This window comes from Enterobacter cloacae, assembly GCF_013375935.1.
Taxonomy (GTDB): Bacteria; Pseudomonadota; Gammaproteobacteria; order Enterobacterales; family Enterobacteriaceae; genus Enterobacter; species Enterobacter pasteurii.
The window spans coordinates 359,172-375,463 of the sequence record NZ_CP056117.1 but is presented as its reverse complement, the minus strand read 5'-3'; the positions used below and the strand labels follow the sequence as shown (position 1 = coordinate 375,463).

Sequence of the window (16,292 nt, the reverse complement as noted above, 5' to 3'; positions counted from 1 at the left end):
GGGAAACCGGTACTTTCTGCGCCCGATACGCGCTTGGCGAGCACCCGGTCAGGCGATTGAAAAAACGGGCGAAATAGGCCGGATCCTTAAACCCCAGCTGCCAGGCAATTTCGCTGACCGCGCTGTCGGAAAACAGCAGCAGGCGCCTGGCCTCCCGCAGCTGGCGGTCGAAGATCAGCCGTTTTGGTGAGCGGTTGGCGAAGCGGCGGCAGATGTCCGTCAGCCGGGATTCGGTCAGGTGCAGTTCGCAGGCGTATTCCGGCACCGTCCAGTGCAGGTGATAGTGGGTATCAATGAGCTGGTTAAAGCGCTGGAACAGCTTCAGCTCGCCGCGCATTCCGCCTGAAGCGTGGTCGTCGAGCTTCGCGTTGCGCAGCAGCAGGGTAAACACCGCCTGCGCCAGCAGGACCAGCGTGTGCTCACGCCCCGGCAGCCGGGAGGTGGATTCCCGCGCGATCAGCTGCCAGTAGTGCCTGAGCGCCGCCAGCTCGTCAGGCTTGTCGGCCATCGAGAGGCAAATCCCCGGCAGGCCGAACGCTTCCCGCGTGCCGGGGTAGAGCACCTCCAGCAGCGGCCAGATCAGATCTTCCTGCACCGTCAGCACGTGGCCGTCGCTGTCGGATTCGGTAATAAACGCGTGCGGCACCGACGGCGGGGTCAGAACAAACAGCGGCGCCTGCACCGAGTAGCGGTGATCGTCGAGCTGGAGCTCAATCTGCCCGGTATCGAGGAAGTGCATCTGGAAGTACTGGTCGTGACGATGCGCCTGCATGTCGCGGCCAAAAAAGGCCGCCATGCGGGCGAACGACTGATAGTGCACATCGTCGGTGCCCAGACTTTCGTCGTACTCCTTGCTGATATCAATGTTGGCGATGGGGCTCTGGCACATGATCGTTCCTCTGTTGATCCCGCTGCGTCATCGGGATGCGCGTCAGCACCAGCGCGCCCACCAGCAGCAGCCCGGCCACGAACCACAGCCCTGAACTGAAGCTGCCGGTCGCGTCGCGCAGGATCCCAATCAGCAACGGGCTGACGGCGGAACCCACGTTACCGATGGCGTTGATCACCGCCAGGGCTACCGCGCGTGACTGCAGGCTGATAACCCGATCCGGCGTGGTCCAGAATATCGCCATGGCGGTAAACGATCCGGTTGAGGCCATGATGATGCCAAGGAGCTGGATCATGCTGTGATCGGTCGCCGAGGCCAGCATCCAGCCTGCCGCCGCAAACAGGTACGGCAGGATGGTGTGCTTTTTTCGCTCTTTCAGCCTGTCGGAGCGGCGGCTCCACCAGATCATCCCGAGGATGGTGCAAAACTGCGGGATCGCCGCCAGCAGGCCGATGGTGATATTGCTGCTGCCGGTGTTGAAGCTTTGCAGGATCTGCGGCGTCCAGATGTTGATGGCGCTTAACGTGTTGGTCAGACAGAAGTAGGCCAGGGTATAGAGCAGCACGGCGGGCGTCAGTACCTCGCGAAGCGTCGAGCGCGGCGTGACGGCGTGCGCAATCGCCATTTCCTGCTCGCGGGCGATCATCGTTTTCAGCGCCTGCTTTTCGTCATCATCCAGCCAGGTAGCCTCATCCGGCGTGTCGTTGAGGTAGAACCAGGTCACCACGCCGAGCACCACCGACGGCAGTCCTTCCAGCAGAAACAGCCACTGCCAGCCCTTCAGGTTCCACAGCCCGTCCATCGCCAGGATGTACCCGGAGAGGATCGAGCCGAGCATCATGGTTACCGGCATGGCGATCATAAACAGCGCGTTGGCGCGGGCGCGGTGGTACGCGGGGAACCACCAGGTGAGGTAGACCAGGATCCCCGGCAGGAAGCCCGCTTCAGCAATGCCCACCAGCATGCGCAGCACGTAAAGCGTTTCCGGGCTGGTGGCGAACATGGTGCAGGTGGAGGCGATGCCCCACACCACCATGATCCCGGCGATCCAGCGGCGCGCGCCGATCTTCGCCAGCATGATGTTGCTCGGGATCCCGCACAGCACGTAGGTGACGTAAAAGAGCGTCGCGGCCAGGCCAAACATGGTCGACGTAAGGCCCAGATCTTTGCCCATCGTCAGCCCGGCAAAGCCGATGTTGATGCGGTCGAGAAACGAAAAAACAAACAGGATAAAGAGAAACACGATTAAACGACGGAACAGCTTATTTATAACGCGATGTTCAACAGCTTTGTTTTGCAGGGTTGAGGTCGTCATGTTGCGCTCCACATCGTACGTTTAGTAGACGGATTTATTGTTATCAACAGCTGTGGTGACGTCGGTAAAGCGGGCTGCCAGCGCTTCCGCGCCGCGGGCGAGCAGGGTGGTATCCACGCCGACCGCAACGAACAGCGCGCCGAGTTCGAGATAGCGTTTGGCCAGCTGCTCGTTGGCCATCAGGATCCCGGGCGCTTTTCCCGCGCTCAGGATCTGCGCGATGGCCTGCTCAATGGCCGCCTGCACCTCCGGGTGCTGCGGATTACCGGCATAGCCCATGTCGGCGCTTAGATCCGCCGGGCCGATAAACACCCCGTCGACGCCGTCCACGTCCAGGATCTGCGGCAGGTTTTTCAGCGCCTCGCGGGTTTCGATTTGCACCAGCACGCACATGGCGTCGTTGGCCTGGTGCAGGTAGTCCGGGATGCGGTTCCAGCGCGAGGCCCGCGCCAGGGCGCTGCCGACGCCGCGAATGCCCGCGGGCGGATAGCGCGTGGAACGGACCGCCAGACGGGCCTCCTCGGCCTTTTGTACCATCGGCACCAGCAGGGTTTGCGCCCCCACGTCCAGCAGCTGTTTGATCTGCACCGGATCGTTCCACGACGGGCGCACCACCGGCTGGCTTGGATAAGGGGCGATGGCCTGCAGCTGGGTTAACACGGTCTGCACGCTGTTCGGCGCGTGCTCGCCGTCGATCAGCAGCCAGTCGAAGCCTGCCCCGGCCAGCAGCTCGGCGCTGTAGCTGCTGGTCAGCCCCAGCCATAAGCCGATTTGCGGGCGGCCTGCCTGCAGCGCCGCTTTGAATGCGTTTTGCATGAATGTCTCCTTACACAAAGCGGCAGCTGATGGAGCCCATATTGCCGTAGTCCACGTGGAAGGTGTCGCCTCTGCTGGCGGGCACCGGGCGGGTAAAGGAGCCGCCGAGGATGATCTGCCCCGGCTCAAGCTGCACGTCGTACGGCGCAAGCTTGTTCGCCAGCCACGCCACGCCGTTGGCCGGGTGGTTGAGCACCCCCGCGGCGACGCCGGTCTCTTCGATGACGCCGTTGCGGTAGAGCAGGGCGGAGATCCAGCGCAGATCCAGCTCGTCGGGCTTAATCGGGCGGCCGCCGAGGATCACCCCCGCGTTGGCGGCGTTATCGGAAATAGTGTCGAACACCTTGCGCGGGCGCCGTGTCTCCGGGTCGACGTTGTGGCAGCGGGCGTCGATCAGCTCCAGCGCGGGAATGACGTAATCCGTGGCGTTGTAGACGTCGAAGATGGTGCAGTTCGGGCCGCGCAGCGGCTTGGCCAGCACGAACGCCAGCTCCACCTCAATGCGCGGAACGATAAAGCGATCGACGGGGATGTCGCTGCCGTCGTGGAAGAACATATCGTCCAACAGTGCACCGTAGTCCGGCTCGCTGATCTGCGAGCTGGCCTGCATTGCTTTTGAGGTGAGGCCGATCTTGTGGCCTTTTAGCACGCGGCCTTCGGCGATTTTCAGGTTCACCCATTCGCGCTGTACGGCGTAGGCGTCTTCAATCGTGATCTCCGGGTACTCCAGCGAGATCGCGCGGATCTGCTCCCGGGACTGCTCCGCCTGATGCAGGCGGTGGGCGATCAGGGTATGGGTGTGTTTATCGAGCATGGCGATATCCTGTTTTATGTTTGTTTTCTCCCTCTCACCGTGGGAGAGGGACGGGGTGAGGGCATCGGGCCGCAGAGGTATCCCCTCACCCTAACCCTCTCCCAAAGGGAGAGGGGACGGTGTTACGTAAACAGCGCGTGCACGTTGTTTTGTTTGTAATTGAGCGTCGGGTGCAGTTCGTCGAGCTCAAACGACAGCGCCAGATAGCGGGCGGCCATGAGGTCGGCAAAATGCGCTTTGATCAGCGTAAACAGCATTTCACCCACCGCTTGCCGGCTCTCAAGGCTGCGCCCGGAACCAATCTTTAGCGTCATATGCACAAAGGCATAATCGTGCCTGCCGTCGGCCATCTGCCAGGTATCCAGCCAGTGGGCGCGGCTGCGGATACCGCCGATGGGGAAAATGCCGGTGGCGGCCAGCGCCTCGTTCACTTTGGCGAACAGCCCCGGCAGGTCGGCCTGCTCGCGGATGTTGTCGGTACATTCGGCTATAAAGTGCGGCATGGCGGCTCCTTATGCGGGCAGCGGGAAAACGGCGTTGACCTGGCCGGTGCCGGAGCTGGCGAACAGCTCGGTGAGGAACTCCACCTTGCCGTCGTAGTTGTCCCAGCCGAGCATACCCAGCAGCATCACCGTGTCGTGCATGTTGCCCTCGCCGTAGCAGTAGTCGGCGTACTCCGGCAGCATGCTGCAAAACTCCTTAAACTGGCCCTCGCGCCACAGCTTCACTACCCGCTCGTCCATCTGGCGGTCGAACTCGCGGGTGTAGCTGTTCATTCCTTCTTCCGCCCGCTGGTCGTCGATAAAGCGGTGCGACAGCGAGCCGCTGGCGAGCACCGCCACGGTGCCGTCATATTTTTTGATGGCGCTGACGATGGCCTCGCCCAGCCTGCGGCTGTCGGCGAAGTCGTGAACCGTGCAGAACGCCGAGATGGAGACCACCCTGAAGTGCTTATCCGCGTTCATGTAGCGCATCGGCACCAGCGTGCCGTACTCCAGCTTGAGGCTCGGAATGTTGTGCGCTTTGGCGCGCACGCCAAGCTTTACCGCCTCGTCGGCGATCAGCTGGCCGAGCTCCGGGTTGCCGTCGTAGTCGTAGGCCATATCGCGGATAAAGTGCGGCAGCTCGTTGCTGGTATAGACGCCTGAAAAATGGTCCGCACAGTTGATGTGATAGGCGCTGTTCACCAGCCAGTGGGTGTCGAACACGATGATGGTGTCCACGCCCAGCTCGCGGCAGCGCTTGCTAATTTCCTTATGCCCGTCGATGGCCGACTGGCGGCAGCCGTGGTTTTTTCCCGGCAGTTCAGAAAGATACATCGACGGTACGTGGGTAATTTTCGCCGCTAACGCTAACTTGCCCATTGTCAGATCCCCCATTTTGGAATCGGATGGTCGCCCATGGAGATGCAGACGTTCTTCATCTCCGCGAAGACTTCAAAGCTGTACTCGCCGCCTTCGCGCCCGGTCCCGGAGGCCTTCACGCCGCCGAACGGCTGGCGCAGGTCGCGCACGTTTTGGGTATTCACGAACACCATGCCCGCTTCGATGCTGCGCGCCAGGCGCAGCACCTTGCTGACGTCCTGGGTCCAGATGTACGACGCCAGGCCGTACTCCACGTCGTTTGCGAGGCGCAGGCCTTCCGCTTCGTCCCTGAACGGCAGCAGGCAGGCCACCGGCCCGAAGATCTCCTCCTGCGCCACGCGCATGCGGTTGTCGACGTCCGCCAGCACGGTTGGTCGCAGGAAGTTACCCCCCTTCAGGTGCGCGGGCAGATCGGTCGGCTTGTCCGGGCCGCCCGCCAGCAGGGTCGCGCCCTCCTCAATGCCGAGGCGGATATAGCCGGAGACTTTCTCCCAGTGTGGCTTGCTAATCAGCGCGCCAATCTGGGTGTTGGGATCGGTCGGATCGCCCACGCGCAGGCGGCTGGCGCGCTCGGCGAAGCGCTTCACGAATTCCGGGTAGATGCTCTGCTGGATGAAGATGCGCGAGCCGGCGGTGCAGCGCTCGCCGTTGATGGAGAAGATGGTGAACAGGGCGGCGTCCAGCGCGCGCTCGATGTCCGCATCCTCAAAAATCAGCACCGGGGATTTGCCGCCCAGCTCCATGGAGTATTTCTTCAGCCCGGCGTTTTTCATGATGTTGCGCCCGGTGGCGGTGCCGCCGGTGAAGGAGACGGCCCGCACGTCGTGATGGCGCACCAGCGCATCGCCTGCCGTCGCGCCGTAGCCCTGAACCACGTTCAGCACCCCCGCCGGAATGCCCGCCTCCAGCGCCAGCTCGCCCAGACGGTCGGCGGTCAGCGGGGAGAGTTCAGACATCTTCAGCACCGCGGTATTGCCCAGCGCGAGGCAGGGGGCGACCTTCCAGGTGGCGGTCATAAACGGCACGTTCCACGGCGACACCAGCGCGCAGACGCCCACCGGCTGCACCAGGGTGTAGTTGAGCATCTTGTCGTCGACCGGGTAGGTTTTGCCGTTCATCTGCTGGCACACCTCGGCGAAGAACTCGAAGTTGTGCGAGGCGCGGGGGATCAGCACGTTTTTGGTCTGGTGGATCGGCAGGCCGGTATCGGCGGTTTCCATCGCGGCAATGTCCGGCACGTTCTGGTCAATCAGATCGCCCAGGCGACGCATCAGGCGCGCGCGCTCCTTCATCGGCAGGTTGGCCCATTTCGGGAACGCCTCTTTGGCGGCGGCGACGGCCTGATGAACCTCGGCTTCACCGCCGGAGGCCACTTCCGCTAATACCTCGCCGGAGGCCGGGTTAGTGGTGTGGAAGTACTCGCTTCCGGCGACGTTTTTACCGTTGATCCAGTGGTTAATCTTTTTCATTTTGTTGTCTCCTCGCTGACAATGCGGTTCACCAGGCGGCCCACGCCCTCCACTTCCACCACCACCTCATCGCCCGGTACCACGTTGGACAGCCCCTTCGGCGTGCCGGTGGCAATCATGTCGCCCGGCTGCAGGGTCATAAAATCGCTCAGGTACGCAATCAGGTACGGGATGCTGAAAATGAGATCTGCGGTGGTGCCTTCCTGACGCAGCTCGCCGTTGACGAAGGTGCGCAGGGTGAGGCTGTGCGGGTCGGGGATCGCCGCTTTCGGCACGATGTTGGGGGGAAATGGGCGTCAGCCCGTCGCGGCTTTTTACCCGCAGGTTCGGGCGGTAGTAGTTTTCCAGGTAGTCGCGGATGGCGTAGTCGTTGCAGACCGTATAGCCCGCAACATAGTCCATCGCCTCGGCTTCGCTGACCTTGCGCGCGGTTTTGCCGATGACCACCACCAGCTCCGCTTCGTAATGCATGTATTCAACGCCGTTCGGGCGCACCGAGGTCTGGCTGTCGCCGTTGAAGGTGTTCGGCGCTTTGATAAACACCAGCGGCTCGGTCGGCGGCCTGAAGTCCAGCTCGCTGGCGTGATCGGCATAGTTCAGGCCGAGGGCAAACAGCGTGGGGTGCGGGGGCGCGCTTTGCGCGAGGGCGACGTCGCGTTCATCAACCACCGGGTTTTCCAGCGGCGGGAAACCTTCTGCCAGAATGCGTACCCGATCGCCCGGGCGGATCTCAACGCGGTTTTGCGGGGTGCCGAGCAATATCGCATCCCCGGGGTTCAGGGTGGCAAACTCGCTCAGGGCGCTCAGCAGTTCGGCGGCGCTGCGGTGCAGATCGGCGGTGCTCCAGCGATCCGCTTCGCGGCCGTTGATTTCGGTGACGATGGTCAGGTTATCGACGTTGCCGACGGCAGCCAGCTCGCCAGTCGGGCAAAACCCGTCCCGGCATTTGGCCTTGATGGCCGGGCGGTAGAAGCTCTCTTCCGGCAGGCTCACCTCGTTGGCCAGCGCATATCCCGCGATGTACGCTGCGGCATCCTCCACCCGTACCCTGCTGGCGGTTTTACCCACCACCAGCGCGACCGTCGCGCCGCTTAGCACCGTTTCGCCCTGCGGGAAGGGGATCGGTTCGCCTGCGCGGATCGCGGTGTTGTGCGGCTTGATAAACCATACCGCCGTTTGTGGCGGCGCGTTGTAGGGGGCTTTTTCAAAGGCGTCAGCCCAGGCTTCTCGCTGGCTTCGGTGGTTCAGCGCCACGGCAAAAACGGTACCTTTCATTGACATACTCCTCGGGCCGGATGACCGGTTTTGATTTCATTAATATGTTAATGATCTGGTTTTATGCTTTTGCTGTTCGTTTCGCAATCAGAAGTGAATAATTTGTGATATGAATAACAATAAATTTACATATAAGAATTAAAAGCTATTAAAATTAACGCGTTAAAAAAATAGCGCTGATTCTGTTAGACTTTTTGAGTTAAAACGTGTTGTTTATAAAAACGTCTTTTTTGGATTGTTTACTTGTTAATGATGTGAGGGGAAGGCTATGCATGATTCATTAACCATCGCGCTGCTGCAGGCGCGGGAAGCGGCGATGGGCTACTTCCGCCCGATTGTGAAGCGGCATAACCTGACCGAGCAGCAGTGGCGTATTGTGCGCGTGCTGGCCGAGCATCCCTCCATGGATTTTCACGACCTGGCCTTTCGCACCTGCATTTTGCGCCCGAGCCTGACCGGCATTCTGACGCGCATGGAGCGCGACGGCCTGGTGCTGCGCTTAAAGCCGGTGAACGACCAGCGCAAGCTGTACGTGTCGCTCACCAGAGAGGGTAGCGCGCTGTACCAGCGAGCTCAGGCACAGGTGGAAGAGGCGTACCAGCAGATTGAGGCGGAGTATACGCCGGAGAAGATGAAGCAGCTGACGGCGCTGCTGGAAGAGTTTATTGAACTCGGAAACCGGCATATTGCCGCGCGGGACGAAGAGTAAAAACCCTAAATTCCAGGATGATTTTCGTAAAGTTTTCCCTTACCAGGCCGAAAATTCTGTTATCTGTCTGAGGAAAACGAAAACATGTTAAACCGTATCAAGATTGTCACCAGCTTAATGCTGGTTTTAGCGATATTTGGCCTTTTACAACTCACGTCCGGTGGTCTTTTCTTCAATGCCCTGAAGCACGACAAAGAGAATTTCACCATCCTGCAAACCATTCGCCAGCAGCAGTCCACCCTGAACGGCAGCTGGGTGGCGCTGCTGCAAACCCGTAATACCCTGAACCGCGCGGGTATCCGCTACATGATGGATCAGAACAATATCGGCAGCGGCTCAACCGTCGCCGAGCTGATGCAGATTGCCTCCGCGTCTCTGAAGCAGGCGGAAAAAAACTGGGCGGATTACGAAGCGCTGCCGCGCGACCCGCGCCAGAGCGACGCTGCGGCGCTTGAAATTAAACGTAACTACGATATCTACCACGGCGCGCTGGCTGAGCTGATCCAGCTGCTGGGTGCCGGCAAAATCAACGAGTTCTTCGACCAGCCGACCCAGAGCTATCAGGATGGCTTTGAGAAGCAGTACGTCAGCTATCTGCAGCAGAACGACGCGCTGTATCAGACCGCGGTTGAAGACAGCAACAGCTCTTATCACCAGGCTATCTGGGTGCTGATTAGCGTTCTGGTTGCGGTGCTGGTGGTGATTGTAGCCGTCTGGCTCGGCATTCGTCAGGCGCTCATTTCTCCGATGACCCGTCTGATCGACAGCATTCGCCATATCGCCAGCGGCGACCTGGTGAAGCGCATCGACGTGGAAGGCACCAACGAGATGGGTGAGCTGGCCGACTCCCTGCGCCACATGCAGGGCGAGCTGGTCCGCACCGTGGGCGACGTGCGTAACGGCGCGAACGCCATTTACAGCGGCGCGAGCGAAATCTCGATGGGCAATAACGATCTCTCTTCCCGTACCGAGCAGCAGGCGGCGTCGCTGGAAGAGACCGCAGCCAGCATGGAGCAGCTGACCGCGACCGTGAAGCAAAACGCCGAGAACGCCCGTCAGGCGAGCAACCTGGCGCTGAGCGCATCCGAAACCGCGCAGAAAGGCGGGAAGGTGGTGGATAACGTGGTGCAAACCATGCGCGATATCGCCGGCAGCTCGCAGAAAATCGCCGATATTATCAGCGTGATCGACGGCATTGCTTTCCAGACCAACATCCTGGCGCTGAACGCGGCGGTAGAAGCGGCGCGTGCGGGCGAGCAGGGCCGCGGCTTTGCGGTTGTTGCGGGTGAAGTGCGTAACCTGGCGCAGCGCAGCGCCCAGACCGCCCGTGAAATCAAGAGCCTGATTGAAGACTCCGTGGGCCGTGTCGAAGTGGGTTCTACGCTGGTGGAAAGCGCCGGTGAAACCATGGGTGAAATCGTGAATGCGGTCACCCGCGTGACGGACATCATGGGCGAGATTGCGTCTGCGTCTGACGAGCAGAGCCGCGGTATCGACCAGGTCGGCCTGGCGGTAGCGGAGATGGATCGCGTGACCCAGCAGAACGCCTCGCTGGTAGAGGAGTCTGCTGCTGCGGCAGCGGCGCTGGAAGAGCAGGCGAGCCGTCTGACGCAGGCCGTGGCGGTGTTCCGCATTCAGCAGGAACAGCAGAAAGCGCGCGAGTTCGCTTCCGCGAAAAGCGTTGCGGCACCGGTAGCGGCGCGTAAACCGGCGACCGCGGACGCGGGCGATAACTGGGAAACGTTCTGACGCCGCGCGTTTCGCCGGTGACGGTTTGAGTGTGCCCGAGGCCCGGTAAGCGCAGCGCTACCGGGCGATATTAGAGAGGCAGGCGCATGGCGCAGCGGTCGTCTGACGCTAACCCGTGCGCGGTCTCTTCTTCCCTTTTCTGGCGCAGCTCCGGCGTCAGCGTCGTCACCCTTTCAAAGCCCAGCCGGGCATAAAATGGCGCATTCCACGGTACCTCGCAAAAGGTTGTTAGCGTCAGCGAACGCAGGCCGAGGCTGCGGGCATGGGCGGCGGCGCGGGCGATGAGCTGGCGTCCTGCCCCTTTTCCCTGCCAGTCCAGATCGACCGAGAGTTCCTCAATAAACAGCGACGTTGGATGGGCTTCTGCGAGGATAAAGCCCACGGGGCGATCGTCTGCCAGCGCCAGCCAGCTTAGTCCGCGCGCGACGTAACCGAGGTGCACTTCAACGGAAATAACGTCGCCTTCGGCCAGCCAGGCCAGCGCCGGATAGTCGCGAAAACGCCGGCCCGCCGCGCGCTCGATGGCGGGCAGGGCGGCAACGTCGTTGACAAAAGTGGGGCGAATGCGAATGTTCATGGCTGGAAGTATAGCCTGAGCGGCCGACGCTACACTGAGCAGATCAGCACGGGCGAATAAAAATTGCTAATGACCAGCGCGCCCTGGGGCGTGCGCTCTATCGTCAGGAGCCTTTTTTTCCCCAGCGTCAGGCCGGCGACATACTTTTCAAATACTCCCGGCGGCATGGCGTCATGGCTAAAGCGCTCCACTTTTTGAATGACGATTTCATACAGTTCTCCCTCCACCTGGCGCCACTTAAACATCTCCTGACGAGACACTTCCCAGCTCTGGGGGGCGTTCTCAACGTTACCGTTTAGCGTAATGTAGCCCGTTTTATCGGGTTGAAAACGCATAATAACCTCGCCGTCAAACGTGAAGGCATGGCTGTCACGTTTGTCGGAGAACGTCAGGTTTCCATCGCAGGCCACCGACAGCGGAGGCGTGTAAAAGTACCACGCCAGCGCGGAGCCCAGAAGCAACAGGTTGAGTACCAGTATTAGCCAAACTTTTTTCTGTCTCATATCACCACTCGTAATAGAAAAGCGTCCGGCAGGCGCTGGCTTTACCCCGGGCAAGGGAGCATTGGGATAGCACCAGCCGCCCTTCGTGACCGTAGAACAGCGTTCTCTGAATGTGCATGTAGAAGATTGAATTTTTCAGGCACGGCAAATGACCGTCTCGCTGAAGGGTTTGCGCCAGCGCAACCGCCCTCCCGTGAAACACATCTGCCAGCGGCGTAAAGGTGTAGACCGGACACGCGCCGATATGGGTGAGCAAATGGATTTCGCTCTGCGGGGCTTCTGGCTTGACGGCCGTTATCCAGACGCACAGCGCGACGATAGCGAGCGTGAGCGCGCCGCAGAACAGCAGTTCAGGCCGAATGCGCCAGGCGGGTTTCGCCGTTTCGGCCGCCGGGGCCTCCTCTTCCAGCGCCGTTACCGTGACGTCCGCGCAGAGCATAAAGCCCGTTTTAGGCACCGTAACGATAAACAGCACGTCGGGGAGCAGGCTGGCCAGCATTTTGCGCAGGATGCTGATGTACTGGTTTAACGAGTTGTTGGATCCCTGAAGCCCGCGCTTATCCCAGACCTCACGGAGAAACGTTTCCCGTTCGATGACGTTCCCATGATGCTTTACCAGCAGCTTCAGGATGGTATTGGCCGTACAGGTGAGGAGCTGCGCATCCTCTTCCAGCGCATTAACGGGAGTAACGGTACCGTCCTCGTCGTTGTAAACGAGGGCATCAGCGAGCAGGTATTTCATAATTTGTTGTAATGCAGACAGAGATAATTAATTAAAAAAGAGAAGGCATTACGCCTTCCTAAGCGGAACTGCTGGTTATTTTAGCGCCATTGTTACCGATAACATTGATCCAGACGGTTTTTTGTGTCGTTTAATAAGTCAGCGTAATTATCACGTCGTCAATAAACTCGCCCGTACCGCTCAGGGGCTGGGCCGGTACTTCTCCGTAAACGGTGAAGTTCTGCGTGCCGCCGGCGGGGTTGGTGACCTGCAGCGCATCGCCGCTGCTTTGATCGCCCCAGCTTTGCGTGGCCGCGGCATCCTGCCAGAGCGTATAGCGCAGGCACTGGCCCTCATCGTTGCAAAGCTGCCGCCGATCGCCGCTGGCATGATTGCCTTTTCCCATGGCGAGCGTGAATGCGGTTCCGGCCGGACAGCGCGTGGTGAGGGTTGCCGTGGAGCGAGTCGGGCGCAGCGTGGCGGCGCTGGTTAAGGTGCCGAAGTTGAGCGGGGTGACGCGCTCTATGTAGCACCCTTCGCTGATTTCGGCCTGGGCATTGCTCCCGCCCTGCACCTGTTCCCCCTCCGCGGAGCCGTCTGCACAGCTTTGCAAGGCGTCCCGGCGGGTGGCGCTGTGCCAGGCGATGCGCAGATTCATGTTGTAGTTGTAATAGTGGGTCGCGGGGAGCTGGCTCTGCCCCGCCGGAAGGGTGGCGATAAGCGGAAAGCTGCCGCTGACGCTGGCATTGCTTTGCGCCATGACGGTCTGCTGGATGAGATTTCCGCTGCTGGCGGGACCCAGCTCCTGGGCGCGCGCGATGCCGTTAAGCAGGCGAAACAGCAGGGTATATTGTTTACCGTCCCCGTCGCCCAGCGAGAGCATCTGAAAGGGCGGGGCGTCAATGCTGCTCAGGCAGACGTTGATATACTCTGACGTGCCGTAGTTGTCGGCCTGACAGCTAAATTTTACCTCGGTGCTGGTCGAGGCAGCGTTGCCCGCCACGACATTGCCAAAGTTGATGACGGCGGGCGAGGTTATCCAGCATGCCGCCGCCATCGCCTTCATGGAAAGCACGGGCAGCAGCAGTAACGACGCTTTTAATGACACGGCTGTTCTCCAATATTCATTACGGTTGACGCGGCGCGCGGGGCCGGAAGCGTGACCCGGCACTCGCCCTCACCGGTTTTCACCACCAGCTCACCGGGCAGGGGCGGATCTTCAAGCCAGATAAACCCGTCGCGTCCCACGATGGTGGCGCCGTGCGGCGTTGACACGACGCTGCCCAGCGGCAGCGGCCGGCCGCGCGCGTCCACCAGCCGGGCCTGAACCGTCACGGCGTAATGGACGTTAAAATCGACTTTCACCGCGCTGCCGTTGCCCGGCCTGGCATACATGTCGGTGACGGGCGCGATTGCGTCGGGGGGGGGCAGATCCAGCGGATCGATGGTGACTTTACTGTTGTGATAGCGGGGCAGGTCGGTCAGCAGAAGGTACCCGCGCTCATCGGTTTCGCCTGCCCGGCGGTTTTCCAGCATCACCGGCACGTGGCCGATACCGCGCGTGGAGACCAGCGCCAGCCCCTGCTGGTTGTAGCGCAGCGCGTGCAGGCTGTGGTCCAGCAGCGTTACGCTGCCTTCGGCGGAGGCGTACTGGCTGCCTGTGTTAGCGCCCTGCTCCAGCCCGGCGTGCCACTCTCCGGCGCGGCCAAGGTAGCCCACGTCTGCATACCTTTCCCGATTTTTGCCAAAGCCCTGTCCCAGCTGCCAGGACCAGCCGCCAGCCTGATTGTCTGGCTGATGGCGATAATCCATGCGCGGGGACTCCCGGCTAGCCTGAGCGGAAAGCGTGTCATGATGGCCAAACGGAACGGAGAGCATAAGCTGAACGTTACTCGACGAGTCCGTAAACGAGCGCGTGTAGCTCAGCGTGCTGGAGAGGTGGGCAGGCAGCGAGACGGTCCAGGAGGCGTTGAGGTAGCGCTGGGTATTGCCCTGGAAATGTTGTTGAACCCAGCCCGCACCCAGCGTACCGACGTGGGGAACGGCGTGGCTTACCCAGACGCTATCGCTGCGTCTGACGGGGACGGCACCGCTCATGCGAGCGTTATCGGCGAACGCGGCATCGGTACGAACGGTGCTGGCGGAAATGCCCGTCCCGTTACCGCTCCACTGCCAGCCAAGACCCCACTGCATTCCCTTACCGTAGGGGCTGTCGCTTAGGGCGATGTGCGGGCTGAGAATGCCCGTAGCCGGGGAGATCAGCCAGTCCGCGCCGGCGCCCGCGTTACGCAGCTTTCGCTGCTGTTCCGTATGCAGCGCCATCGTCAGCTGGTTATTCACGCCATAACGCCAGCCGGCGTCGAGCATAGGCGGGGCGGCATAGTCATTGGAGCGCAGGGCGTAGTTTTGCCGCATCCAGCCGATATCCAGTGAGCCACTGCTCAGCCCTTCCGCCAGCATTCCCGGCGCGCCGTACAGATCGAGCTGGACGGTGCGCCGCTGGCCGTTGATGTCGGTAATGACCACCTGCGCCTGCCCGCTGCCGGTAAAAGAGGGCAGGGTATCCAGCAGAAAATCTCCCGGCGTTACGCGCTGGCTGCTCTGCTTAAGCCCATCGATGTAAAGATCGACCGTTGAGGGCAGGACGGCCGTGTCGCTGTAGCGGCTGCGCGGTTCGGTATTGAGCTGGGGATTCAGCTCAAAATTACGTGCCCAGTGCAGTCCGCCAAAGCGTACCTGTCGGCTCCAGCGGGTGCCGGTAGTGATACTGTCCCCCAGCGCCAGGCTGGTGAGCGAGTCCGTGTTGTCCCGCTGCCAGCGGGTTTCAAGACGCGTGTGGGCGGGCCGTCCCGCGCTGTTTTCCTCTCCGGCATGGCTGGAAAAGCTGCTGCTGAAGGTGCCGGGCAGCATTCCGGAGGCGGTCAGCATGGTCTGGGCGTTAAGCTGTCGTTTCCCCTCTGACTCGCTGGCATAGAGCGCGTAGCCGAGCGTCAGCGCGCTGATGGGCTGTGCCTCAGGATAGCGGTACGGCGAGGGCGGCCTCCCGAAAGCCAGGTGCTGTTGCCCCGCGAGCGCCTTCGCTCCGGCGGTAATTGACACCTGCTGAGAAAGTAAATCGAGGCTGACCCTGAGGTCCGGCAGGGACGTCAGTTCAATCCACTCGTTGTGGTTATCCGGGGCGCGAAGCCCCAGTTTTTGCATGTCGCTGCGGCTAATCCACAACGCGTCACCCGCTACCCGGCAGGCCCACAGCTCGCCACGCGGGGCGTGGTTCACGGTGATGGCCAGCCATTGCACGGTGTCAGCGGTGGATTCAGCCCGGGCTGACAGCATGAGCGGTAGCCAAAGCAGGAGCGCGAGCGGCAAGCGGGCGCAGAGGTATCTGGCTGGCATTGTGATCGTCATTGATGTAGGCGCGTAGCGCGCTGAGCGTATGGCGTGGAGCGTGCCTGAATGTCAGAAGCGCGGTCTGTCCCGGCAGTACGTAGCCCGCCAGGCCTTTAATCGAGGCCACAGCCTGCCCGCTGGCCGTCAGGGCCTGAAGGTGGCTAAGGCGAATATGGCTGTTTCCGGCGTTATAGCAGCGGATAGTCGCCGGGGTGTCCGCCTGTTCGCAGCTCAGGGCATCGCGGCTGACGGGCGCTGTCTGGTTTCCGGCAATGAAGACCGGAATTGAGTAGCGCAGCAGGAAATGCACCGCGTTGGGGCTGGCCGCGCGGGCCGCTGCATCCGGCAGCTCATCGATGACCAGCCGGTAGCTTTGCTCCTGTTCATTCAGGCCCGGGCGCATGACGATAATACGCACCAGCTGCTGCTGGCCCGGCGCCAGCGAGGTCATCGCCGGGCTGCTGACCACCTCCTCGGTGGCGGCCAGGACGTCTTTACCGTTTTTCTGGCTCCACTCGTACACCCGTATCTGCGCATGGATGGCCGATTTCCCGCTGTTAGTGAGGTAAACCGCCGTTGCTCTTTGCCCGCTCTGGAGATCCAGCGTTACAGGGGCGACCTGAAGCGTGGCGGCCAGCGCGTAGCGTGACAGCAGCGCCAGCATCATGAGCCAGATAATGAAGCAGGGAAGATAGCGTCGCACG

Annotated in this window: 14 protein-coding genes and 2 pseudogenes; 2 read left to right on the top strand and 14 right to left on the bottom strand. The window is 61.3% G+C overall.

Annotated features, from left to right (window positions below; translation table 11 throughout):
• Position 1: 1 nt before the first annotated feature.
• From hpaA to hpaG, 8 genes and pseudogenes are all read right to left on the bottom strand, one after another.
• A pseudogene (gene hpaA, locus HWQ14_RS01735) lies at positions 2-889 on the bottom strand (4-hydroxyphenylacetate catabolism regulatory protein HpaA); the annotation flags it as partial.
• The gene (hpaX, locus tag HWQ14_RS01730) at positions 861-2,204 is read right to left on the bottom strand and encodes a 4-hydroxyphenylacetate permease (protein WP_176608789.1); all 1,344 of its coding nucleotides are present in this window, start codon (positions 2,202-2,204) and stop codon (positions 861-863) included. The gene hpaX and the pseudogene hpaA, both read right to left, overlap by 29 nt.
• 21 nt (positions 2,205-2,225) lie before the next feature.
• On the bottom strand, positions 2,226-3,020 hold the full coding sequence (gene hpaI, locus HWQ14_RS01725) for a 4-hydroxy-2-oxoheptanedioate aldolase (RefSeq protein WP_176608788.1): 795 nt from the start codon (positions 3,018-3,020) through the stop codon (positions 2,226-2,228).
• 10 nt (positions 3,021-3,030) lie between these two features.
• The gene (hpaH, locus tag HWQ14_RS01720) at positions 3,031-3,834 is read right to left on the bottom strand and encodes a 2-oxo-hept-4-ene-1,7-dioate hydratase (RefSeq protein WP_176608787.1); all 804 of its coding nucleotides are present in this window, start codon (positions 3,832-3,834) and stop codon (positions 3,031-3,033) included.
• 122 nt (positions 3,835-3,956) lie between these two features.
• Complete coding sequence (locus HWQ14_RS01715; protein WP_176608786.1) at positions 3,957-4,337, bottom strand: 5-carboxymethyl-2-hydroxymuconate Delta-isomerase; 381 nt, start codon at positions 4,335-4,337, stop codon at positions 3,957-3,959.
• A 9-nt stretch (positions 4,338-4,346) separates the two neighbouring features.
• Complete coding sequence (hpaD, locus tag HWQ14_RS01710; RefSeq protein WP_176608785.1) at positions 4,347-5,198, bottom strand: 3,4-dihydroxyphenylacetate 2,3-dioxygenase; 852 nt, start codon at positions 5,196-5,198, stop codon at positions 4,347-4,349.
• 2 nt (positions 5,199-5,200) lie between these two features.
• The gene (hpaE, locus tag HWQ14_RS01705) at positions 5,201-6,667 is read right to left on the bottom strand and encodes a 5-carboxymethyl-2-hydroxymuconate semialdehyde dehydrogenase (protein WP_176608784.1); all 1,467 of its coding nucleotides are present in this window, start codon (positions 6,665-6,667) and stop codon (positions 5,201-5,203) included.
• Positions 6,664-7,942, bottom strand: a pseudogene (hpaG, locus tag HWQ14_RS01700) (4-hydroxyphenylacetate degradation bifunctional isomerase/decarboxylase). The gene hpaE and the pseudogene hpaG overlap by 4 nt, the downstream one beginning before the upstream one ends.
• Before the next feature lie 268 nt (positions 7,943-8,210).
• On the opposite strand from hpaG, the gene hpaR reads away from it, so the two are divergent.
• Together hpaR and tsr are read left to right on the top strand one after the other, a co-directional pair.
• Positions 8,211-8,651, top strand: a complete 441-nt coding sequence (gene hpaR / locus HWQ14_RS01695) for a homoprotocatechuate degradation operon regulator HpaR (RefSeq protein ID WP_176608783.1) — start codon at positions 8,211-8,213, stop codon at positions 8,649-8,651.
• 84 nt (positions 8,652-8,735) lie between these two features.
• On the top strand, positions 8,736-10,400 hold the full coding sequence (tsr, locus tag HWQ14_RS01690) for a methyl-accepting chemotaxis protein (protein ID WP_176608782.1): 1,665 nt from the start codon (positions 8,736-8,738) through the stop codon (positions 10,398-10,400).
• Between the two features lie 70 nt (positions 10,401-10,470).
• On the opposite strand, the gene HWQ14_RS01685 is transcribed toward tsr, so the two are convergent.
• From HWQ14_RS01685 to HWQ14_RS01660, 6 genes are all read right to left on the bottom strand, one after another.
• Positions 10,471-10,977, bottom strand: coding sequence for a GNAT family N-acetyltransferase (locus HWQ14_RS01685; protein ID WP_176608781.1), 507 nt, complete (start codon positions 10,975-10,977; stop codon positions 10,471-10,473).
• A 29-nt stretch (positions 10,978-11,006) separates the two neighbouring features.
• A complete protein-coding gene (locus HWQ14_RS01680; protein WP_148422025.1) occupies positions 11,007-11,480 on the bottom strand; it encodes a hypothetical protein in 474 nt (157 codons plus the stop codon).
• Position 11,481: 1 nt separating this feature from the next.
• Complete coding sequence (locus tag HWQ14_RS01675) at positions 11,482-12,222, bottom strand: winged helix-turn-helix domain-containing protein (RefSeq protein ID WP_148422023.1); 741 nt, start codon at positions 12,220-12,222, stop codon at positions 11,482-11,484.
• 130 nt (positions 12,223-12,352) lie between these two features.
• Positions 12,353-13,309: a Csu type fimbrial protein gene (locus HWQ14_RS01670; protein WP_176608780.1), complete on the bottom strand. Its 957-nt coding sequence runs from the start codon at positions 13,307-13,309 to the stop codon at positions 12,353-12,355.
• On the bottom strand, positions 13,300-15,594 hold the full coding sequence (locus HWQ14_RS01665; protein ID WP_245166431.1) for a fimbria/pilus outer membrane usher protein: 2,295 nt from the start codon (positions 15,592-15,594) through the stop codon (positions 13,300-13,302). The genes HWQ14_RS01670 and HWQ14_RS01665 overlap by 10 nt, the downstream gene beginning before the upstream one ends.
• On the bottom strand, positions 15,515-16,291 hold the full coding sequence (locus HWQ14_RS01660; RefSeq protein ID WP_148422020.1) for a fimbrial biogenesis chaperone: 777 nt from the start codon (positions 16,289-16,291) through the stop codon (positions 15,515-15,517). The genes HWQ14_RS01665 and HWQ14_RS01660 overlap by 80 nt, the downstream gene beginning before the upstream one ends.
• Position 16,292 lies beyond the last annotated feature (1 nt).

Excerpts from the sequence above, each read along its gene's own strand:
- hpaX (WP_176608789.1), bottom strand. The coding sequence starts at position 2,204 with ATGACGACCTCAACCCTGCAAAACAAAGCTGTTGAACATCGCGTTATA.
- hpaI (WP_176608788.1), bottom strand. The coding sequence starts at position 3,020 with ATGCAAAACGCATTCAAAGCGGCGCTGCAGGCAGGCCGCCCGCAAATC.
- hpaH (WP_176608787.1), bottom strand. The coding sequence starts at position 3,834 with ATGCTCGATAAACACACCCATACCCTGATCGCCCACCGCCTGCATCAG.
- HWQ14_RS01715 (WP_176608786.1), bottom strand. The coding sequence starts at position 4,337 with ATGCCGCACTTTATAGCCGAATGTACCGACAACATCCGCGAGCAGGCC.
- hpaD (WP_176608785.1), bottom strand. The coding sequence starts at position 5,198 with ATGGGCAAGTTAGCGTTAGCGGCGAAAATTACCCACGTACCGTCGATG.
- hpaE (WP_176608784.1), bottom strand. The coding sequence starts at position 6,667 with ATGAAAAAGATTAACCACTGGATCAACGGTAAAAACGTCGCCGGAAGC.
- hpaR (WP_176608783.1), top strand. The coding sequence starts at position 8,211 with ATGCATGATTCATTAACCATCGCGCTGCTGCAGGCGCGGGAAGCGGCG.
- tsr (WP_176608782.1), top strand. The coding sequence starts at position 8,736 with ATGTTAAACCGTATCAAGATTGTCACCAGCTTAATGCTGGTTTTAGCG.
- HWQ14_RS01685 (WP_176608781.1), bottom strand. The coding sequence starts at position 10,977 with ATGAACATTCGCATTCGCCCCACTTTTGTCAACGACGTTGCCGCCCTG.
- HWQ14_RS01680 (WP_148422025.1), bottom strand. The coding sequence starts at position 11,480 with ATGAGACAGAAAAAAGTTTGGCTAATACTGGTACTCAACCTGTTGCTT.
- HWQ14_RS01675 (WP_148422023.1), bottom strand. The coding sequence starts at position 12,222 with ATGAAATACCTGCTCGCTGATGCCCTCGTTTACAACGACGAGGACGGT.
- HWQ14_RS01665 (WP_245166431.1), bottom strand. The coding sequence starts at position 15,594 with ATGCCAGCCAGATACCTCTGCGCCCGCTTGCCGCTCGCGCTCCTGCTT.